Origin of the sequence: Planktothrix tepida PCC 9214 (genome assembly GCF_900009145.1) — a bacterium.
Taxonomy (GTDB): Bacteria; Cyanobacteriota; Cyanobacteriia; order Cyanobacteriales; family Microcoleaceae; genus Planktothrix; species Planktothrix tepida.
Genome location: NZ_LN889782.1, coordinates 597,138 through 612,079 on the forward strand (window position 1 = coordinate 597,138; position 14,942 = coordinate 612,079).

Genomic DNA, 14,942 nt, shown 5'->3' on the forward strand with positions numbered 1-14,942 from the left:
ATCGATGAAATGCCTTTAAATAGCATGATTAACCCTCCGATCACAATTGCGATCGCCATTCCTCCCATGACTGCATCTAATACCCCTGTATTTTCCATTTAGTATTAATCTCCTCGTATTTCCCTGATTTATTCTATCACGATATTAAATCTTAGAAACCGGGTTTCTCCTTTATATTAATTACTACAAATTAAAAGAGTTTCAGAAACCCGGTTTCTGGTACTACTGCGGCTGCTTGTATCTCAAACTTTAGCAGGTCGAGTTATTGAGATTTATTGAGGGAATTAGTTTTCCTCTAATTCAATACTTGGTTCTCCTGGGTAAAAGCGATTATCTAATACTTGTTCAAGAGGATAAAGGCATTCAGACGGAAATGTTTTTAAGGGTAAATTCGTTTCACTTGCTGCTAATTCTACAGCTTTAATATAAGCTTTTTGAATCGCTTCTGTTAGATAGGGTTTTAAACTCGGACTATCTTCTAGTAATTGCTCTAAATCAATCCGTTGTACCCGAATGGTTGCTAACCAACTACGACTACGTTTTGTGGGTTGATATTCCCATTTTAATAAATGGGCAATTAAAATACTGAGTCTATTTCTTAATTGTTGGCGTTCTTGTCTTCCCAAAGATTCTATTTCCTCAATTAAATTGTTCAGATCCAAGTGATGCCATTGTTGTTCACGGAGTAACTGAGCTTGTTTTTGTGTCCAGCCATAGAAATCCTGTTCATATAAACTTTGCATGATTGATTTTTCCTGAATTTAATAATATCATAAATTAGCGATCGCTAACTTCAATAGACTGCCATTCTCTAGCATCCACAAATAATGATAAATGTTTAACATTAGTCGTGGCAACAATCACTTGATTTCCGTTGATTTCTTCTGGTATCGAGTAAAATTAATTGACTCAGAGCAACCCTTATCAAATTTTAACTGAATCTTCTTCCAGTGCTTGCCGCAAATATTCCCAAGTTTCTGTTTGTTCTTTTTCGTCTCCTTCTTCCATCCATTGTTTTGTTAATGCCTTAAGTGCTTCATGCTGGTTAACTAAAATTTCTGACTCCTGAGATCCAGATTCAGTTTGTTTTTCAACAGAGGTTAACTGTTCAGGTTTAAGGGTAACACTTTCTCTAAATGCGTGCAGAATTTTGAACAAATGAAACCAATATTCTCTAGGCGTTTTTTGGATTTCGTTTAGTAATTCCATAAACGACACTTCAGAGTAAGCTTGAGTCATCGGTTCAGACTGACTGGGTTGAGGATTAGTGAGAATTGGAGACATCCTATCACCTACTTTTTAGAAATCTTGTTATCAATTGTAATGGATTTTTATAACTGATTGAGACGGGTTAGATAAATGTTAACTCGTTGTTCCCTAAAAAAACTGGGCTACCCATCTCTCGATTTATAGATGGTATAGTTGAAAAATGCCCTCATCCTTGCTTGATTAACGCTAAACTGATAATATTGTTGATTCTTCCGACAACTACCCCCTTGAGTTGTCCTGACTAAGATGATTCGTTTACATCCGCCCAAATGGTTCATATCAAGCGCGTCGAACTGACTAACTTTAAATCCTTTGGTGGGACAACAGCAGTCCCATTACTACCGGGTTTTACGGTCATTTCTGGGCCGAATGGTTCGGGTAAATCGAATATTCTGGATGCGTTATTATTTGCTTTGGGGTTATCCTCTTCTAAGGGAATGCGGGCGGAACGTTTACCCGATCTCGTGAATAACGCCCAAAGTCGTAAAACTACCGTTGAAACCCTTGTAACGGTGACGTTTGACTTGTCGGACTATGACGGCGAACCTTTGGGAAGAAATAGTGATGAGACGGATAATGGTTTATCCTCGGAAATGGAAGAGTTAGGGGAAGAAACGGGATTAGAAATTGAGACAGAGACAGGCAAGATGCCTGTTCCACTGGGAGAGCCTGTTGATTTAGAATGGACGGTTGCGCGGAAATTAAGGGTTACAAAACAGGGAACTTATACCTCGACTTATTATATTAATGGGGAAGCTTGTACTCAAACAGAACTGCATGAACAGTTGAATAAATTGCGAATATATCCTGAAGGATATAACGTCGTTTTACAAGGAGATGTGACGGGTATTATTACGATGAAACCCCGTGAACGTCGAGAAATTATTGATGAGTTGGCGGGGGTGGCTTCCTTTGATCGAAAAATTACCTTAGCTAAGGAAAAATTAGATGCGGTTAAGGATCGAGAAGAACGCAGTCGTATTGTAGAACAAGAATTAATTGCTCAACGCGATCGCTTAGATAAGGATCGTTCAAAAGCTGAAAAATATCAACAACTTCGAGAAGAATTTCAACAAAAAAGTCAATGGGAAACGGTTCTTAATTATCAAACCTTACAACAACAACAAGGACGACTGCGAGAACAAATAGAAGCAGATGATCGCACGTTAACGGAACTCAACGAACAACGTCAACAAAAAGATCAACAAATTCACACCACCTCGGTACAACTCGAAGCCCTCAACGCTCATGTTAAGGCGATGGGAGAGGAAGAACTCATCGCCCTTCAGTCGAGTTTGGCCACCGAAGAAGCCCAACAGCGTCAACTCCAAACTCGGTCTGCGGAACTGGAAACCGCCCTGCAACAAACCGTTACCCAAATTCACCAAACCGAACAAGAACTCCGTCAACAATATCAAACCCTGGATACTCTAGCTATTGAAAAAGACCAGGAAACCTTAAATTTGGGTCAACGACAACGGGAACGGGATACTCTGCAAGCCACGGTAGAACGGAGTCGGGAGGCGACCTCTCAGGTGGCACAACAAGCCGAAAGCTGGATGGTGCAACAAACGGAACTGCACCGACAAATTGAAACCTTACAAAAAACCCTTGACCCCCATCGCACGGAACAAGCGCGGCTGCGGGAACGAGTTGAACAGTTGCAACGACAACTTTCTGAGCAGCAACAGTCTTTGGCGACCTTGGGCGAGGAGTTATCGCAAAAAACAATAGCACTGGAAGGTGCTACCACTCAACGGGATGCAACGTCTCAACAGGTGGCGACTCTAACCCAACAGGTGACGGAGGCGGAAACCAACTTACAGGTACAACAGGAAACCCAAACCCGTCTGTTACAGGAACAACGGGAACGTCAGCGCAAATTGGATAAATTAGAAGCGCAACACCAAGCCCAACAGGAGGCGACGGGAAGTTATGCGACTAAAATTATTGCTCAGTCGGGTATTTCCGGGCTTTGTGGGTTGGTGTGTCAGTTGGGACAAGTTGAACCCCAATATCAGTTAGCCTTGGAAACGGCGGCGGGTGCGAGGTTGGGTCATATTGTGGTAGAAGATGATAGTGTGGCGGCGGCGGCGATTGAATTTTTGAAGCGTCAACAAGCGGGACGAGCAACGTTTTTACCGTTAAATAAAATTCAGGGAAATCGTTCAAATCTTCCTAATTTAGCCACGATGAGAAATTTACAAGGGTTAATTGATTTAGCGGTGAATTTAATCGAATATGAACCGCGATATCAAGATATTTTTGCTTATGTTTTTGGCAATACTTTAGTTTTTAATAATTTAAGTAATGCTCGAAAAGTTTTAGGACAATATCGAATTGTGACTTTAGAAGGGGAATTATTAGAAACAACCGGAGCCATGACGGGGGGAAGTGTTTCGTCTCGGTCTACCTTACATTTTGGCACAGATCAAGGGTCAGCCGAAGCGAGAAATATTGCAGCTTTGAAAGAACGGTTAGAGGAAATTGAACGAATTTTAGAACGGTGTAACCGCAGTATTGAAGAAGCGAGTCAAACGGTGAAATTGCGATCGCAACAACTCAACGAAGTTAGACAAACCTTGCGAGATCATCAACAGCAAGTTTCCTTATTAGAGTCGGAAATTAAAACGTTAAGAAATCAACAAGAACAATTGCGATCGCAATTAGAAAAAAATACCCAAGAATTTAATACCGCCCAAATTCGCTTAAAGAATTTAGAGGCAGAAATTCCCACTTTAGAAACGAAATTACAACAAGATCGGGAAGTATTAGCGCAATTAGAAGCCACCCATAGTCATAGTGAATGGCAACAACTTCAAGGGGTATTAAGAAGTCAGGAAACTGAGTTACAACAAAAAGAAAATGCCCTCAGAACCGTGCAACAACGGTTAATTGAAATTGAGAATCAACAAACCCGTTTACAGGAGAAAATTCAAGAGGGAAATCAGAAATTAGAAACGATTCGTCAAGAACAGAAATCTTTAACACAAAAATTAGAAACTGTCAAGACTCAATCGGCAGAAATTCATCAAAAAATTCAACAAACCCGTGTAAAAGTTTCCCAAGTGGAAGCGAAATTAGGAGAGGAGAAAAAACAACGGGATCAGGTAGAAAATCAGTTAGGAGAATTGCGGTTAGCCAAACAACAATTAGATTGGCAAATTGAGAAATTACAGGAAACCCAACAGGGAAGACGGGAACAATTAACAATTAAATTAGAACAAATTGCCGCTATTCGGACTGAACTTCCTGAACCGTTACCGAATATTCCTCAAAATTTAGATTTAGCCAGTTTACAGCGAGAATTGCGATCGCTGCAAAAACGTATGGAAGCCTTAGAACCTGTAAATATGTTAGCGTTAGAAGAATTTGAACGCACTCAAGCTCGGTTAGAAGAATTAACCCAAAAATTAACCACCTTAGAAGGGGAAAGAACCGAATTATTATTAAGAATTGAGAATTTTACCACCTTACGCCGTCGCGCTTTTCAAGAAGCCTTTGATGCGGTTAATGAGAACTTTCAAACCATTTTTGCTCAACTGTCTGAAGGGGATGGTTATTTAGAAATAGATAACCCAGAAGACCCCTTTAGTAGTGGGTTAAATTTAATTGCTCACCCCAAAGGAAAACCCGTTCAACGGTTAACTTCAATGTCAGGAGGTGAAAAATCCTTAACGGCTTTAAGCTTTATTTTTGCTCTACAAAGATATCGTCCTTCCCCGTTTTATGCCTTTGATGAAGTTGATATGTTTTTAGATGGGGCAAACGTGGAAAGATTGGCTAGAATGATTAAAAGTCAAACCGAACAAGCTCAATTTATTGTTGTTAGTTTACGCCGTCCGATGATGGAAGCTTCTCAACGAACTATTGGTGTTACCCAAGCCAGAGGTGCCTACACCCAAGTCCTCGGAATTAAACTTTAAAACCCGTATAACGGTTGAGGAATTGGCCCTGGTATTGAAAAAGTTCAGTTCCTCTTCTTTTTTCCAAGATGTTAACAAGGACAACAATCTGTCACTACTGACAAATAATCTGGCAATCGACATCTGCTTTTTGATATAATTCTATAATGTAAGGGTGAGATCTTTTTCCCATCATAAAGATGGCTAGTCGCTGCGACGATTCCATTGTCTGTTTTGCCAATTTCCTCGATATATTGCCGTCGGACTCCCAATGTCAAGTTCCGGCTTTTTCGATGTCCGGTATCATCAATGATCAAACTAAATCCACGACTAATCTTGGTTTAGTGACTTTGAAGGCTCAAATTATATGATATTACCTAAACGTCTGATCAGATTAGCACTCTTTTTGGGTTGTCTAATTATTCTTCTCATTCAGAACCCATTACCAGTCCAAGCAAAAACACTAACCCAAAAACAGCAAGCGCCTATAGGTATCTTCATAGATACACTTAGTGACTTTAACATTTCTAATGGTTCATTTTCAGCAAACTTCTGGCTCTGGAGCCTCATTGATAAAGGCGAAAAAAATCCCTTTGATTCTCTGGAATTTATGAATGCTGTTAGAATAGACACACCTAACAATTTAACTATTCCTACATCTAAGGGAATTTGGGTTCAAAAAAAGGTAAGTGGAACATTTCGTCATGATTGGAATATGCGAAATTTTCCATTTGATAAACAAAAGCTAAAAATTATTTTTGAAGAAACGGAAGATGATATTCATTCATTTAGTTATCAACCCGATATCGCTAATTCTTCTATAGATCAGGATATTAAATTAGAGGGTTGGAAAATCAAGAAACTTACCCTTAATGCTATTGATAAACAGTATCTCTCTAACTTTGGTAATCCAACTTTACCACCCGGTGCAGCCAGTGCATATTCCCGATTAGAAATTATGATTGAATTACAGCGCACAAATATTACTGGCTTTTTTAAAATGATTGCTGGAGCATTGGCATCGATAGGATTATGTTTAGTTTCCTACTTTCTTTATGAGCCAGATATCGGATCACTTCTAGCCCGCTTTGGACTACACGGAACTTCCCTATTTGCCGTTATTTTGAGTCTGCGTAGTAATAGCGGCGACTTAGGTTCAATGGCTTATTTAACACTGATTGATTGTATTCATTTAGCCGTGATTGTATATATTTTAGTGGCGACTGCTATTGCAATTTATATTTGGTGGCAAGTTCAAAAAAAAGGCGATTTACCTGCTCTGACACGGATTAGTTCGCAAGTTGGTGTAGTAAGTACATTGGCTTTATTGGCTTGTATTGTGGTGTTAATAATAGGAGCAGCGACTCACAATTAAATTTGATATATAGCAATCCTATTTGATTTGTATCCAAAATTTCTGCTCAAAAGGGAACAGCTTAACTGGGAACAGGGAACAGGGGTAATACTTCTAGCTGTTTCATATCAGTTTTAAATGATTACAACCTATTTGGGATTGCTATAGAAATCCAAATAATCGTAACCCAAGCCAGAGGTGCGTTCACCCAAGTCTTGGGTATTAAACTTTAAAAACCCTTATAACGGTTGAGGAATTGGCCCCGGTACAGGTTGAGGAATTGGCCCAGGGACAGGCTGAGGAATGGGAGGGACTGGATCAGGAAGAGGGTCGGGGTTGGGAATAGGGTTGGGAATAGGGTTGGGAATAGGGTTGGGAATGGGGTCAGGAAGGGGGTTTGGGTTCGGAAGTGGATCAGGAACCGTTGGGTCAGGAATGGGGCTAATTTGAGCGATGACAGGCGGTGTAGGAGCAGGAGGATAGAAAATAATCAATGGGAATATCATAAAATTAAGCCTTTAGTTAGATTAACAATTAATTTCTTGAATAGTTTGATCCTAATCAAAATCAATGATTTATTCTTCAATCTAAAGCCATAATTTAATCTCAAGCTTTATTGAGTATCTGTTTCTTATTCGGTATTCCTATTGAATATTGTTCCGGCAATTATTACATCTTGAAGACTTAGCTTTGTGTGGCGTTAAACTTCATATACCAATCTAATTTTAGGGGTTGATTCGGTATTAGATCGCACTCTAAATTTAGATTGATAAATCCCATCCGCTAAATCAATTTGAGTTTGAAAATAACCTGACTCATCTTTCTGCATTGGGATTTCTTGCCCATTAGAAAAACACCCCATTAAGGAAGCGGCTTTATTCTGGGGTGCAAATAGTTGAAATTCCATAACATCCCCTACAACATTTTTAACGGATGGGTTTAATCCTTAATCTAAGATTACCCGTAGCTCCCTATTCTTGTGATCTTCCTAATGATAGTTAAAAATGTAAACAAATTTTGTAAGCTGTATGCTCATTCAATAAACGTGAAGGCTGATGAATTACAAATGAAAATTAAAGAATATTTTAAGGCTTCCATTTATTAATCCTATAGGATGAGCTATCAACCATTTTTTTTATTTCTTTTGATAGACAGCTTTTTGATATGAATTCCGTAAACTCAGAACAGTGTCGCTGAATATTTTGTGTGATCAATAAAAAATAAAGCAACTATTTATGGTGTATAAAAATACAGAATTTTTTATGTCTAATCCGTCAGTCTTAGATTACCACTATCTTGATATCCAAGATTCTATTCCTCCTGAATTAGCAAGCCATAAAAATTCTGCTGAGTCTCAGATTAACTCAACAATAAAAACCCAAGCTGGGTTATGGATTGCCCTCACTATTATAGCAATCTGGACAGTTTGCTTTATCAGATTTTTATCTTTAGATCTGCCTCAAACTAATTGGGTTATAATTGGGTTAGCCCTGCTTCTACAAACCTTTTTATATACAGGTTTGTTTATTACGGCTCATGATGCCATGCACGGTTCTCTTTATCCTAATAATCTAAAGCTAAATCATTTAATTGGGTCGATTGCGGTCACGTTTTATGGATTATTCTCCTATGAAGAATTGCTCAAAAAACATTGGCTGCATCATCGCTACCCCGCCAGCGATCATGATCCTGACTTCCATGATGGTGAGCATCAAAGTCTCATTTCTTGGTATCTCTATTTTATGATCCGATACTGGAGTTGGTGGCGGTTAATTAAATTAGCATTTGTATTCCATAGCCTGCAATTTTTATTTCATATCTCTATCCTTAATTTGGCTTTATTTTGGATCATTCCGTTTATCTTTAGTTCCTTTCAATTGTTTTATTTTGGAACTTTTCTCACCCATCGAGAACCTCAAGGAGGATATCAAAATGAACACTGTGCCCAAAGTAATTCATTACCTGTTTTTTGGTCATTTATGACTTGTTATCACTTTGGTTATCATCAAGAACACCATCAATATCCTAATGTTCCTTGGTGGCAACTTCCTAACGCTCGTAACCTTGAACTTAACCCTTAATCTTTTACCCTCCCTGGAAAAATGATGTCAGAAAAAACTGGATTTGCTAAACAAACCCTGAATAAAATTGCAGAAGTTGCCCTTTCTACCCAAATTAAGGCACAAAAATTAGAAGTTGATATTGAAACGAATCTGCAAAAAATTACTCATGGAGATATTGATCATATTGCTATTAAAATTAATCATCTCACAATGCAAAATCCTCTGCAAATAGAGATCTTTAAATTAGATATTGGTCAAGTTACGGTTCAACCTATGAGTGCAATTCGGGGAAAAATTAAATTAGTTCATCCTTCAGAAGGTAAACTAGAGTTAGAGGTTAATGAAGGCAACCTCCATGAAGCTCTTCATCGTAAATTGCAACAAACCGTTCAGTTAAAGTTACTGGAAAATGGTAGAATTGCCTTTAAAATTAATCCTAGGGAGGGACTGGGAGAAGATCCAGAACTCACTTTCATGGCAATTCCTAAAATTAATAGCGATCGCAAAACCTTATTACTTGAACTGTTTCCCTTAGCTACGCCGTCTTCCCTTCCTCCTGAACAAATTACTCATCTTTTCACGACCTTTAGCGAAATTCTTGATCTCAAAAATTTGGAAAAAGCAGGGACAACCCTAACCCTCGATCAATTTGAAATTACATCAGGTTGGTTACATCTTAAAGCTAATGCCCATATTGATGAATTTCCATCCAGTTAACGTTAATAAAACTTCGGTTAAAAGTGAACAGTTAAATGTTAACAGTTAACCGCTAATAGTCAACATTAAGGATGATGTCAGTGATAGTATTTTTTTGCAAAATTAAGTATATCTCTGCTATTTATAAATCCTGATCCTTAATGATTTATGACGCATTTTGGTATTATTTGCCCCCCCTATCCCGGTCACTTAAATCCTCAGTCTGCTTTAGGGCGAGAATTACAAAATCGAGGACATCAAGTTACCGTTTTACAACTGATTGATCTGGAGAAAAAAGTTCAATCCGAAGGCTTAGAATTTTATCCCGTTGGACTGTCTATTTATCAACCCGGACTCTTAGCAGAAACCTTTCAGCAACTGGGTCAATTAAGTGGAATTAAAGCTCTGCAATATTCCGTCGATTTCTGTCAACGGTTCACGGAAATTTTGTGTCAAGATGCACCCAAAGCGATCACTAAACTAGGAATAGAAGCTTTATTAGTTGATCAACTTGAACCTGTGGGAGAAACGATTGCAGAATATCTCAATTTATCCTTAATTGTTGTGTCCTGTGGTCAAGCCATTCATCGTCGTGGGGATGTTCCTCCTTTTTTTACCCCTTGGTTATATCAAAATCAACCTTGGGCAAAACTTCGCAATCAAATTGCCTATTTTATTTTAGATTATAGTTGTCAACCGATTTTAAACACAATTAATCAGTATCGACAACAGTGGAAATTACCGCCTTATCCTCATTTTTATGGCGCAACTTCAACTCGACTTTGCCATATCAGTCAACAACCAGAAGCCTTTGATTTTCCAATTCCTAATTTACCGAACAATTTCTACTATACAGGCCCTTTTCGCAATCAATCACCCCAAAAAGTTTTCTTTCCTTATGAACGTTTGACCGGACAACCTTTAATTTATGCCTCTTTAGGAAGTGTACAAAATACAAAGGTTAATTTATTTCGGTCAATTGCAGAAGCTTGTCAAGAATTAGACGTTCAATTAGTGATTACCCACGGGGGCGGAATGAGCGAAACTGAAGTTAAAACCTTACCCGGTTCTCCTTTAGTGGTTGAGTATGCACCCCAGGTTGAAGTATTAGCAAAAGCCAATTTAACGATTACCCATGGGGGGATGAATACGGTAATAGATTCTTTAAGTTCTGGCGTTCCTTTAGTCGCAATTCCGATTACCTTTGAACAACCGGGAACTGGGGCGCGAATTCGCTGGACAAAAACCGGAGAAGTCATCCCTATTAGCCGTTTAAACGTTGCTCGATTGCGACAAGCGATTCAACAAGTTTTAACCGAAAAATCTTATTCAGAAAATGCCTTAAAAATTAGGGATTCTATTCGCAAAGCGGGAGGCGTTAAACAAGCCGCAGATCTTATAGAACAGTGTCTTAAACAACCTCTAAACCCCCAAAATTATCATGAACCCATCTACTCAGACCGGATACTTATCAGCACGACCTCTGAAGCCAAACCATAGTAATAAATTGGGTTTATATCCTTTAAATTTAGATAAAACTCGTGATGGTTTAGTTTTTATTCCCGTTAGTTATCATCCTGCTCAACCTGCTCCTTTCATCTTAATGTTACATGGGGCGGGTAGCAATTCCCAAGCCGGAATTACGCCCTTTCTCCCTTTAGCAGAATCACAAGGATTAATCTTATTAGCGATTGATTCTCGTCGCCAAACTTGGGATCGACTTCGAGGGACTTTTAGTGTTGATTTAGCCTTTATGGATTTAGCTTTAAGTCAGGTTTTAAGCAACTATAATATTGATTCATCTCATTTAGCGATCGCAGGTTTTTCTGATGGCGCAACCTATGCGTTAAGTGTGGGTTTAACCAATGGAAATTTGTTTTCTCATATTATGGCCTTTTCCCCTGGATTTATGGCACCTGCGGGACTTTGTGGTACTCCTCGTTTATTTATTTCCCACGGAACCGAAGATCAGGTTTTACCGATTCAATCTTGTAGTCGTAGAATTGTACCTCAAATTCAACAAGCCGGTTATGAAATTGTTTATCAAGAGTTTCCGGGGGGTCATACTATTCCTCCCCATATTGTGTTAAATGTTCTAAAATGGTTCAAACCTCCATCATCATAAATAATGATCAATAGACAGAATTCAGCTTTATCCCAACTCAAGATTTATGTCTTTAGGTCATGTTGAAGGAAAAAATTTTTCTATAATCTTGATCCATAAAACCTCGTAGAGTCTTTGGACATGGATCTTAATCGTTTCTCTAAACAAGTTCTGGCGATGCAAAATCGCTTTTCTACCTTACTTCAGGGTACTGAACCCATCAAAGGTTTAACGCCCCAGTTAAGCTCTACCTTTGTCATGGAGATGGGTTGGGCGTTGGAAGAGTTACAAGTTGCTCAGGAGGAATTACAACAGAAGAATATGGGTTTAGCAGAAGCATTAGAAGCCTCTGTTCATGAACGCAAACGTTATGAAGATTTATTTTATTTAGCGCCAGAACCTTATTTAATCACAACTTTAGAAGGAACTATTCAACAAGCAAATCGAGCCGCCGCAGAATTATTGGGAATTCCTGAACAATTTATTGTCGGAAAACCTTTATCTTTATATATCCGCGAAGAAGACCGTCAATGCTTTCGTTCAGAACTCATTCGCCGACAAGAACGAGATTGTTTTCACGAGTGGGAAATCGGATTAACCTGTCGTGATGGAAGATCCTTGGATGTGGCTTGTATAACCCGAATTAACCGAGATAGAACAAACAAAGCAGTTAGTATTCATTGGGTTTTAAGAGATCTGACTGAACGCAAACGTATTGCTTTATTACAACAAAGCCCGATTAATTCTTCTGAGCAAAGGACGATTTTCCTGGAAAATCGTCCTTTGCTCAGTTATCATTTAGGAGAATTAATTCCCCTCCCCCAGGGAACATTGTGGTATGTTGTTCAAGGATTAGTTAAATTAACCACCCTCAATCACCAGGGTCAAGAAATTCTCATGGGTTTAATCGGGCCAGGAGTTCCTTTCGGCACAGAATTAACCTCTCTACCGATTTATGAAGCGAGTGCTTTCTCTCACGTTGAATTAATCAGTTTTACCCATACTGAAGTGGCAGCATCTCATGATTTAACTCAGGTTTTATTTACGGGTATGATCTCTCGTCTGCACCAAACTGAAGCTTTATTAGCATTATCGGGAGAACGACAACTAGCAACTCGTTTGTATCAGTTGCTTCATATCTTAAAGCAGGAAGTTGGTACACCGATTGATGAAGGAATTTGTCTGAATATTCGTCTGACCCACGAAGAATTAGCGATGGCTTGTTGCACAACCCGTGTTACTATTACTCGCTTACTCAAACAACTTCAAGATGAGAAAAGAATTACGTTTAATGAAAAAAGACAAATTATTCTCCTTGAAAATTCAAACCTTTTAAAACCTAGGAATTTGTAATTAAAATCACAATTAAGGTAAGCTAAGATCTACTGAATTCTAAATTAAGGATAGATGGATCATGGCTGATACTAAATCTCCATCCCTGAAGCGACAGATAGGCGTTTTAGGGGCCATTGGTATGGGGTTAGGTTCCATTATTGGAACTGGGGTTTTTGTTAGTATTGGAATAGCTGCTGGACTGACAGGAACCTCTGTGATTGTAGCTGTTATTCTTGCCGCGTTTGTTGCTATTTGTAATGGATTAAATAGCGCCCAACTTGCTGCCAACCATCCCGTCAGTGGGGGAACTTATGAATACGGTTATAAATATCTCAATCCGGGGTTAGGATTTATTGCGGGTTGGATGTTTCTATTAGCTAAAACCGCTTCAGCCGCGACTGCTGCCCTCGGATTTTCGGGTTATCTTATTCAAGTATTAGGCGTCAGCCAAAGTGTATTCATTCCTATTGCTCTGTTAACCGTTTTTGTCTTAACGGCTATTGTTTATACTGGAATCAAACGCTCAAATACGGCTAATTTAATTATAGTTTCTATTACGCTTTTATCATTATTGTTTTTTATTATTTCAGGTTTCCCTTTAGCATTTTCAGCAACCGGATTAAACCATTTTCTTCCGTTTTTACCGTCCACGAGTTCTGCCATTCCTAATTTATTAGAAGCCACCGCATTAATGTTTGTTGCCTATACCGGATATGGACGAATTGCCACAATGGGGGAAGAAGTTAAAGACCCGGAAAAAACCATTCCCCAAGCGATGATTATTACGCTTTTGATTTCAATGTTACTTTATTTAGGAGTCGCGTTAGTAGCAGTTGGAGTGGTGGGGGCGGAAACCTTAAGTTTAGCTTCAATAACAGCCGCACCGTTAGAACAGGTTGCCAATCGTTTTGCTTTACCCGGAAGTAATCAGGTGATCACATTAGGGGCGATGACGGCGATGTTAGGGGTTTTATTAAACTTAATTTTAGGGTTATCTCGTGTTGTCTTTGCCATGGGAAAACGTCACGATCTGCCTCGATTTTTAGCTCAACTGAATACCACTCAAACCACTCCCACTTTGGCGGTTATTGTTGTGGGAATTGCGATCGCAGTTTTAGTCTTAATAGGCAATGTCAAAACTACTTGGTCATTTAGTGCCTTTACGGTTTTAATTTATTATTCAATTACTAATTTAGCTGCTTTGAAACTAACACCGGAAGAACAACTTTACTCTCCGATATTAGCTTATATTGGTTTAGTTTCCTGTCTCTTTTTAGCTGTTTGGATTGAACCGAAAGTTTGGTTACTGGGATTTGGATTAATGTTGGTCGGTTGGATCTTGAGACTAATTATTCGCCATTCCCTAGAACAATAAGGATAGGATTGTATGACCTAACCCCCCAACTTTCTCTCCTGGCACAGGAAGAGAAAGTCATCTAATTAATATTAGAAAAAAATCCTCCTCTCATTGAAGGAGAAGGAGTAAGGGAGATATTAAGCGATTTTTAGAGAAATGCAGGAAACAACCGTGACTATAAATTACGGTGTAACTTTATCAATGATATTTTTGCCTGCTTCTGCCGTATTATCTTTTAATTTATCACCCGTGTTCTGAACTCCTTTTGAATAGGTTTCACCCCAATCTTTAAAGGCTTCTGCTGAATCTCTGGTAATATTTTTGAAGCGTTCATTCAGAGGAACATCTCCTTCTGCTTCATCTAAAAATTCTCCGGTTGTTTTGGGTCTATCGGATTTTTTTTGATGAGCAACTTTGTCTATTCTTTCCTTAGAAACCGGGTTACTTCTATCATATTTTTGAACATCAACCGTTGTGTTCAGTAAGACAAAGCCCACTAAAAACACAGCAAAAAAACGTTGAACTTGAAGCTGCATTAAAAAAGAACGGATATTAGAAACCATTCTAAAAAAGCCGGATTTCATGATTAATGTTTTCCTGTTTTCAAGAGGATTTTATTTTTTAATCCAAATCTACAGTAACGAGATTAAAATAATTATTCCTCTATCATAAGTAATAAGTTATTAGTTTTCCACAAACCCTTTCTTTAATTTTCTCTCTAGCAGAAGATATAGATTGTTTAAGCCTTGCTAATCTCTTGATTTCACCTCAAATCAACTGAGGTAGAAATCAGCAACTCCTCACGCGCGTCACCTGGGCGATACACCACACCCGATCTCAACCGTAAGTTGTGGTAGGG

At 38.7% G+C, this 14,942-nt stretch carries 13 protein-coding genes and 1 pseudogene; 8 read left to right on the forward strand and 6 right to left on the reverse strand.

The window, feature by feature from the left end:
- Positions 1 to 284 precede the first annotated feature (284 nt).
- Together PL9214_RS05560 and PL9214_RS05565 are read right to left on the reverse strand one after the other, a co-directional pair.
- On the reverse strand, positions 285 to 743 hold the full coding sequence (locus PL9214_RS05560) for a DUF29 domain-containing protein (protein WP_072717827.1): 459 nt from the start codon (positions 741 to 743) through the stop codon (positions 285 to 287).
- Between the two features lie 181 nt (positions 744 to 924).
- Positions 925 to 1,284: a hypothetical protein gene (locus PL9214_RS05565; protein WP_072717828.1), complete on the reverse strand. Its 360-nt coding sequence runs from the start codon at positions 1,282 to 1,284 to the stop codon at positions 925 to 927.
- Positions 1,285 to 1,538: 254 nt separating this feature from the next.
- On the opposite strand from PL9214_RS05565, the gene smc reads away from it, so the two are divergent.
- Complete coding sequence (gene smc, locus PL9214_RS05570) at positions 1,539 to 5,195, forward strand: chromosome segregation protein SMC (protein ID WP_072717829.1); 3,657 nt, start codon at positions 1,539 to 1,541, stop codon at positions 5,193 to 5,195.
- A 124-nt stretch (positions 5,196 to 5,319) separates the two neighbouring features.
- Here smc and PL9214_RS05575 read toward each other — a convergent pair.
- Positions 5,320 to 5,515 (reverse strand): annotated as a pseudogene (locus PL9214_RS05575) (transposase); the annotation flags it as partial.
- A 26-nt stretch (positions 5,516 to 5,541) separates the two neighbouring features.
- Between PL9214_RS05575 and PL9214_RS05580 the strand changes: the two are divergent.
- Positions 5,542 to 6,549: a hypothetical protein gene (locus tag PL9214_RS05580; protein ID WP_072717830.1), complete on the forward strand. Its 1,008-nt coding sequence runs from the start codon at positions 5,542 to 5,544 to the stop codon at positions 6,547 to 6,549.
- Between the two features lie 218 nt (positions 6,550 to 6,767).
- Here the strand turns inward: PL9214_RS05580 and PL9214_RS05585 are convergent, their stop codons facing one another.
- Positions 6,768 to 7,034 carry a hypothetical protein gene (locus PL9214_RS05585; protein WP_083579891.1) on the reverse strand — a complete coding sequence of 89 codons (267 nt, stop codon included), beginning with the start codon at positions 7,032 to 7,034 and terminating at the stop codon, positions 6,768 to 6,770.
- 194 nt (positions 7,035 to 7,228) lie between these two features.
- Positions 7,229 to 7,435, reverse strand: a complete 207-nt coding sequence (locus tag PL9214_RS05590) for a glycogen-binding domain-containing protein (protein ID WP_072717831.1) — start codon at positions 7,433 to 7,435, stop codon at positions 7,229 to 7,231.
- A 355-nt stretch (positions 7,436 to 7,790) separates the two neighbouring features.
- Between PL9214_RS05590 and crtW the strand changes: the two genes are divergently transcribed.
- The 6 genes from crtW (at position 7,791) to PL9214_RS05620 (ending at position 14,101) form a co-directional block, all read left to right on the forward strand.
- Positions 7,791 to 8,609, forward strand: coding sequence for a beta-carotene ketolase CrtW (gene crtW, locus PL9214_RS05595; RefSeq protein ID WP_083579951.1), 819 nt, complete (start codon positions 7,791 to 7,793; stop codon positions 8,607 to 8,609).
- Positions 8,610 to 8,630: 21 nt separating this feature from the next.
- Positions 8,631 to 9,308 (forward strand): LmeA family phospholipid-binding protein, encoded by a 678-nt coding sequence (locus PL9214_RS05600; RefSeq protein ID WP_083579892.1) that lies wholly within the window; start codon positions 8,631 to 8,633, stop codon positions 9,306 to 9,308.
- Positions 9,309 to 9,455: 147 nt separating this feature from the next.
- The gene (locus tag PL9214_RS05605; RefSeq protein WP_083579893.1) at positions 9,456 to 10,787 is read left to right on the forward strand and encodes a glycosyltransferase; all 1,332 of its coding nucleotides are present in this window, start codon (positions 9,456 to 9,458) and stop codon (positions 10,785 to 10,787) included.
- A complete protein-coding gene (locus PL9214_RS05610) occupies positions 10,729 to 11,412 on the forward strand; it encodes an alpha/beta hydrolase (RefSeq protein ID WP_072717833.1) in 684 nt (227 codons plus the stop codon). Before PL9214_RS05605 ends, PL9214_RS05610 begins: the two co-directional genes overlap by 59 nt.
- 120 nt (positions 11,413 to 11,532) lie before the next feature.
- Complete coding sequence (locus tag PL9214_RS05615; RefSeq protein WP_072717834.1) at positions 11,533 to 12,744, forward strand: PAS domain S-box protein; 1,212 nt, start codon at positions 11,533 to 11,535, stop codon at positions 12,742 to 12,744.
- A 61-nt stretch (positions 12,745 to 12,805) separates the two neighbouring features.
- Positions 12,806 to 14,101 carry an APC family permease gene (locus PL9214_RS05620; protein ID WP_072717835.1) on the forward strand — a complete coding sequence of 432 codons (1,296 nt, stop codon included), beginning with the start codon at positions 12,806 to 12,808 and terminating at the stop codon, positions 14,099 to 14,101.
- A gap of 164 nt (positions 14,102 to 14,265) precedes the next feature.
- Here PL9214_RS05620 and PL9214_RS05625 read toward each other — a convergent pair whose 3' ends face one another.
- Positions 14,266 to 14,667, reverse strand: a complete 402-nt coding sequence (locus PL9214_RS05625) for a hypothetical protein (RefSeq protein WP_072717836.1) — start codon at positions 14,665 to 14,667, stop codon at positions 14,266 to 14,268.
- Positions 14,668 to 14,942 lie beyond the last annotated feature (275 nt).

What these genes read in the sequence shown, in the direction of transcription:
- PL9214_RS05560 (WP_072717827.1), bottom strand. Translation starts at nt 743, where the DNA reads ATGCAAAGTTTATATGAACAGGATTTCTATGGCTGGACACAAAAACAA.
- PL9214_RS05565 (WP_072717828.1), bottom strand. Translation starts at nt 1,284, where the DNA reads ATGTCTCCAATTCTCACTAATCCTCAACCCAGTCAGTCTGAACCGATG.
- smc (WP_072717829.1), top strand. Translation starts at nt 1,539, where the DNA reads ATGGTTCATATCAAGCGCGTCGAACTGACTAACTTTAAATCCTTTGGT.
- PL9214_RS05580 (WP_072717830.1), top strand. Translation starts at nt 5,542, where the DNA reads ATGATATTACCTAAACGTCTGATCAGATTAGCACTCTTTTTGGGTTGT.
- PL9214_RS05585 (WP_083579891.1), bottom strand. Translation starts at nt 7,034, where the DNA reads ATGATATTCCCATTGATTATTTTCTATCCTCCTGCTCCTACACCGCCT.
- PL9214_RS05590 (WP_072717831.1), bottom strand. Translation starts at nt 7,435, where the DNA reads ATGGAATTTCAACTATTTGCACCCCAGAATAAAGCCGCTTCCTTAATG.
- crtW (WP_083579951.1), top strand. Translation starts at nt 7,791, where the DNA reads ATGTCTAATCCGTCAGTCTTAGATTACCACTATCTTGATATCCAAGAT.
- PL9214_RS05600 (WP_083579892.1), top strand. Translation starts at nt 8,631, where the DNA reads ATGATGTCAGAAAAAACTGGATTTGCTAAACAAACCCTGAATAAAATT.
- PL9214_RS05605 (WP_083579893.1), top strand. Translation starts at nt 9,456, where the DNA reads ATGACGCATTTTGGTATTATTTGCCCCCCCTATCCCGGTCACTTAAAT.
- PL9214_RS05610 (WP_072717833.1), top strand. Translation starts at nt 10,729, where the DNA reads ATGAACCCATCTACTCAGACCGGATACTTATCAGCACGACCTCTGAAG.
- PL9214_RS05615 (WP_072717834.1), top strand. Translation starts at nt 11,533, where the DNA reads ATGGATCTTAATCGTTTCTCTAAACAAGTTCTGGCGATGCAAAATCGC.
- PL9214_RS05620 (WP_072717835.1), top strand. Translation starts at nt 12,806, where the DNA reads ATGGCTGATACTAAATCTCCATCCCTGAAGCGACAGATAGGCGTTTTA.
- PL9214_RS05625 (WP_072717836.1), bottom strand. Translation starts at nt 14,667, where the DNA reads ATGAAATCCGGCTTTTTTAGAATGGTTTCTAATATCCGTTCTTTTTTA.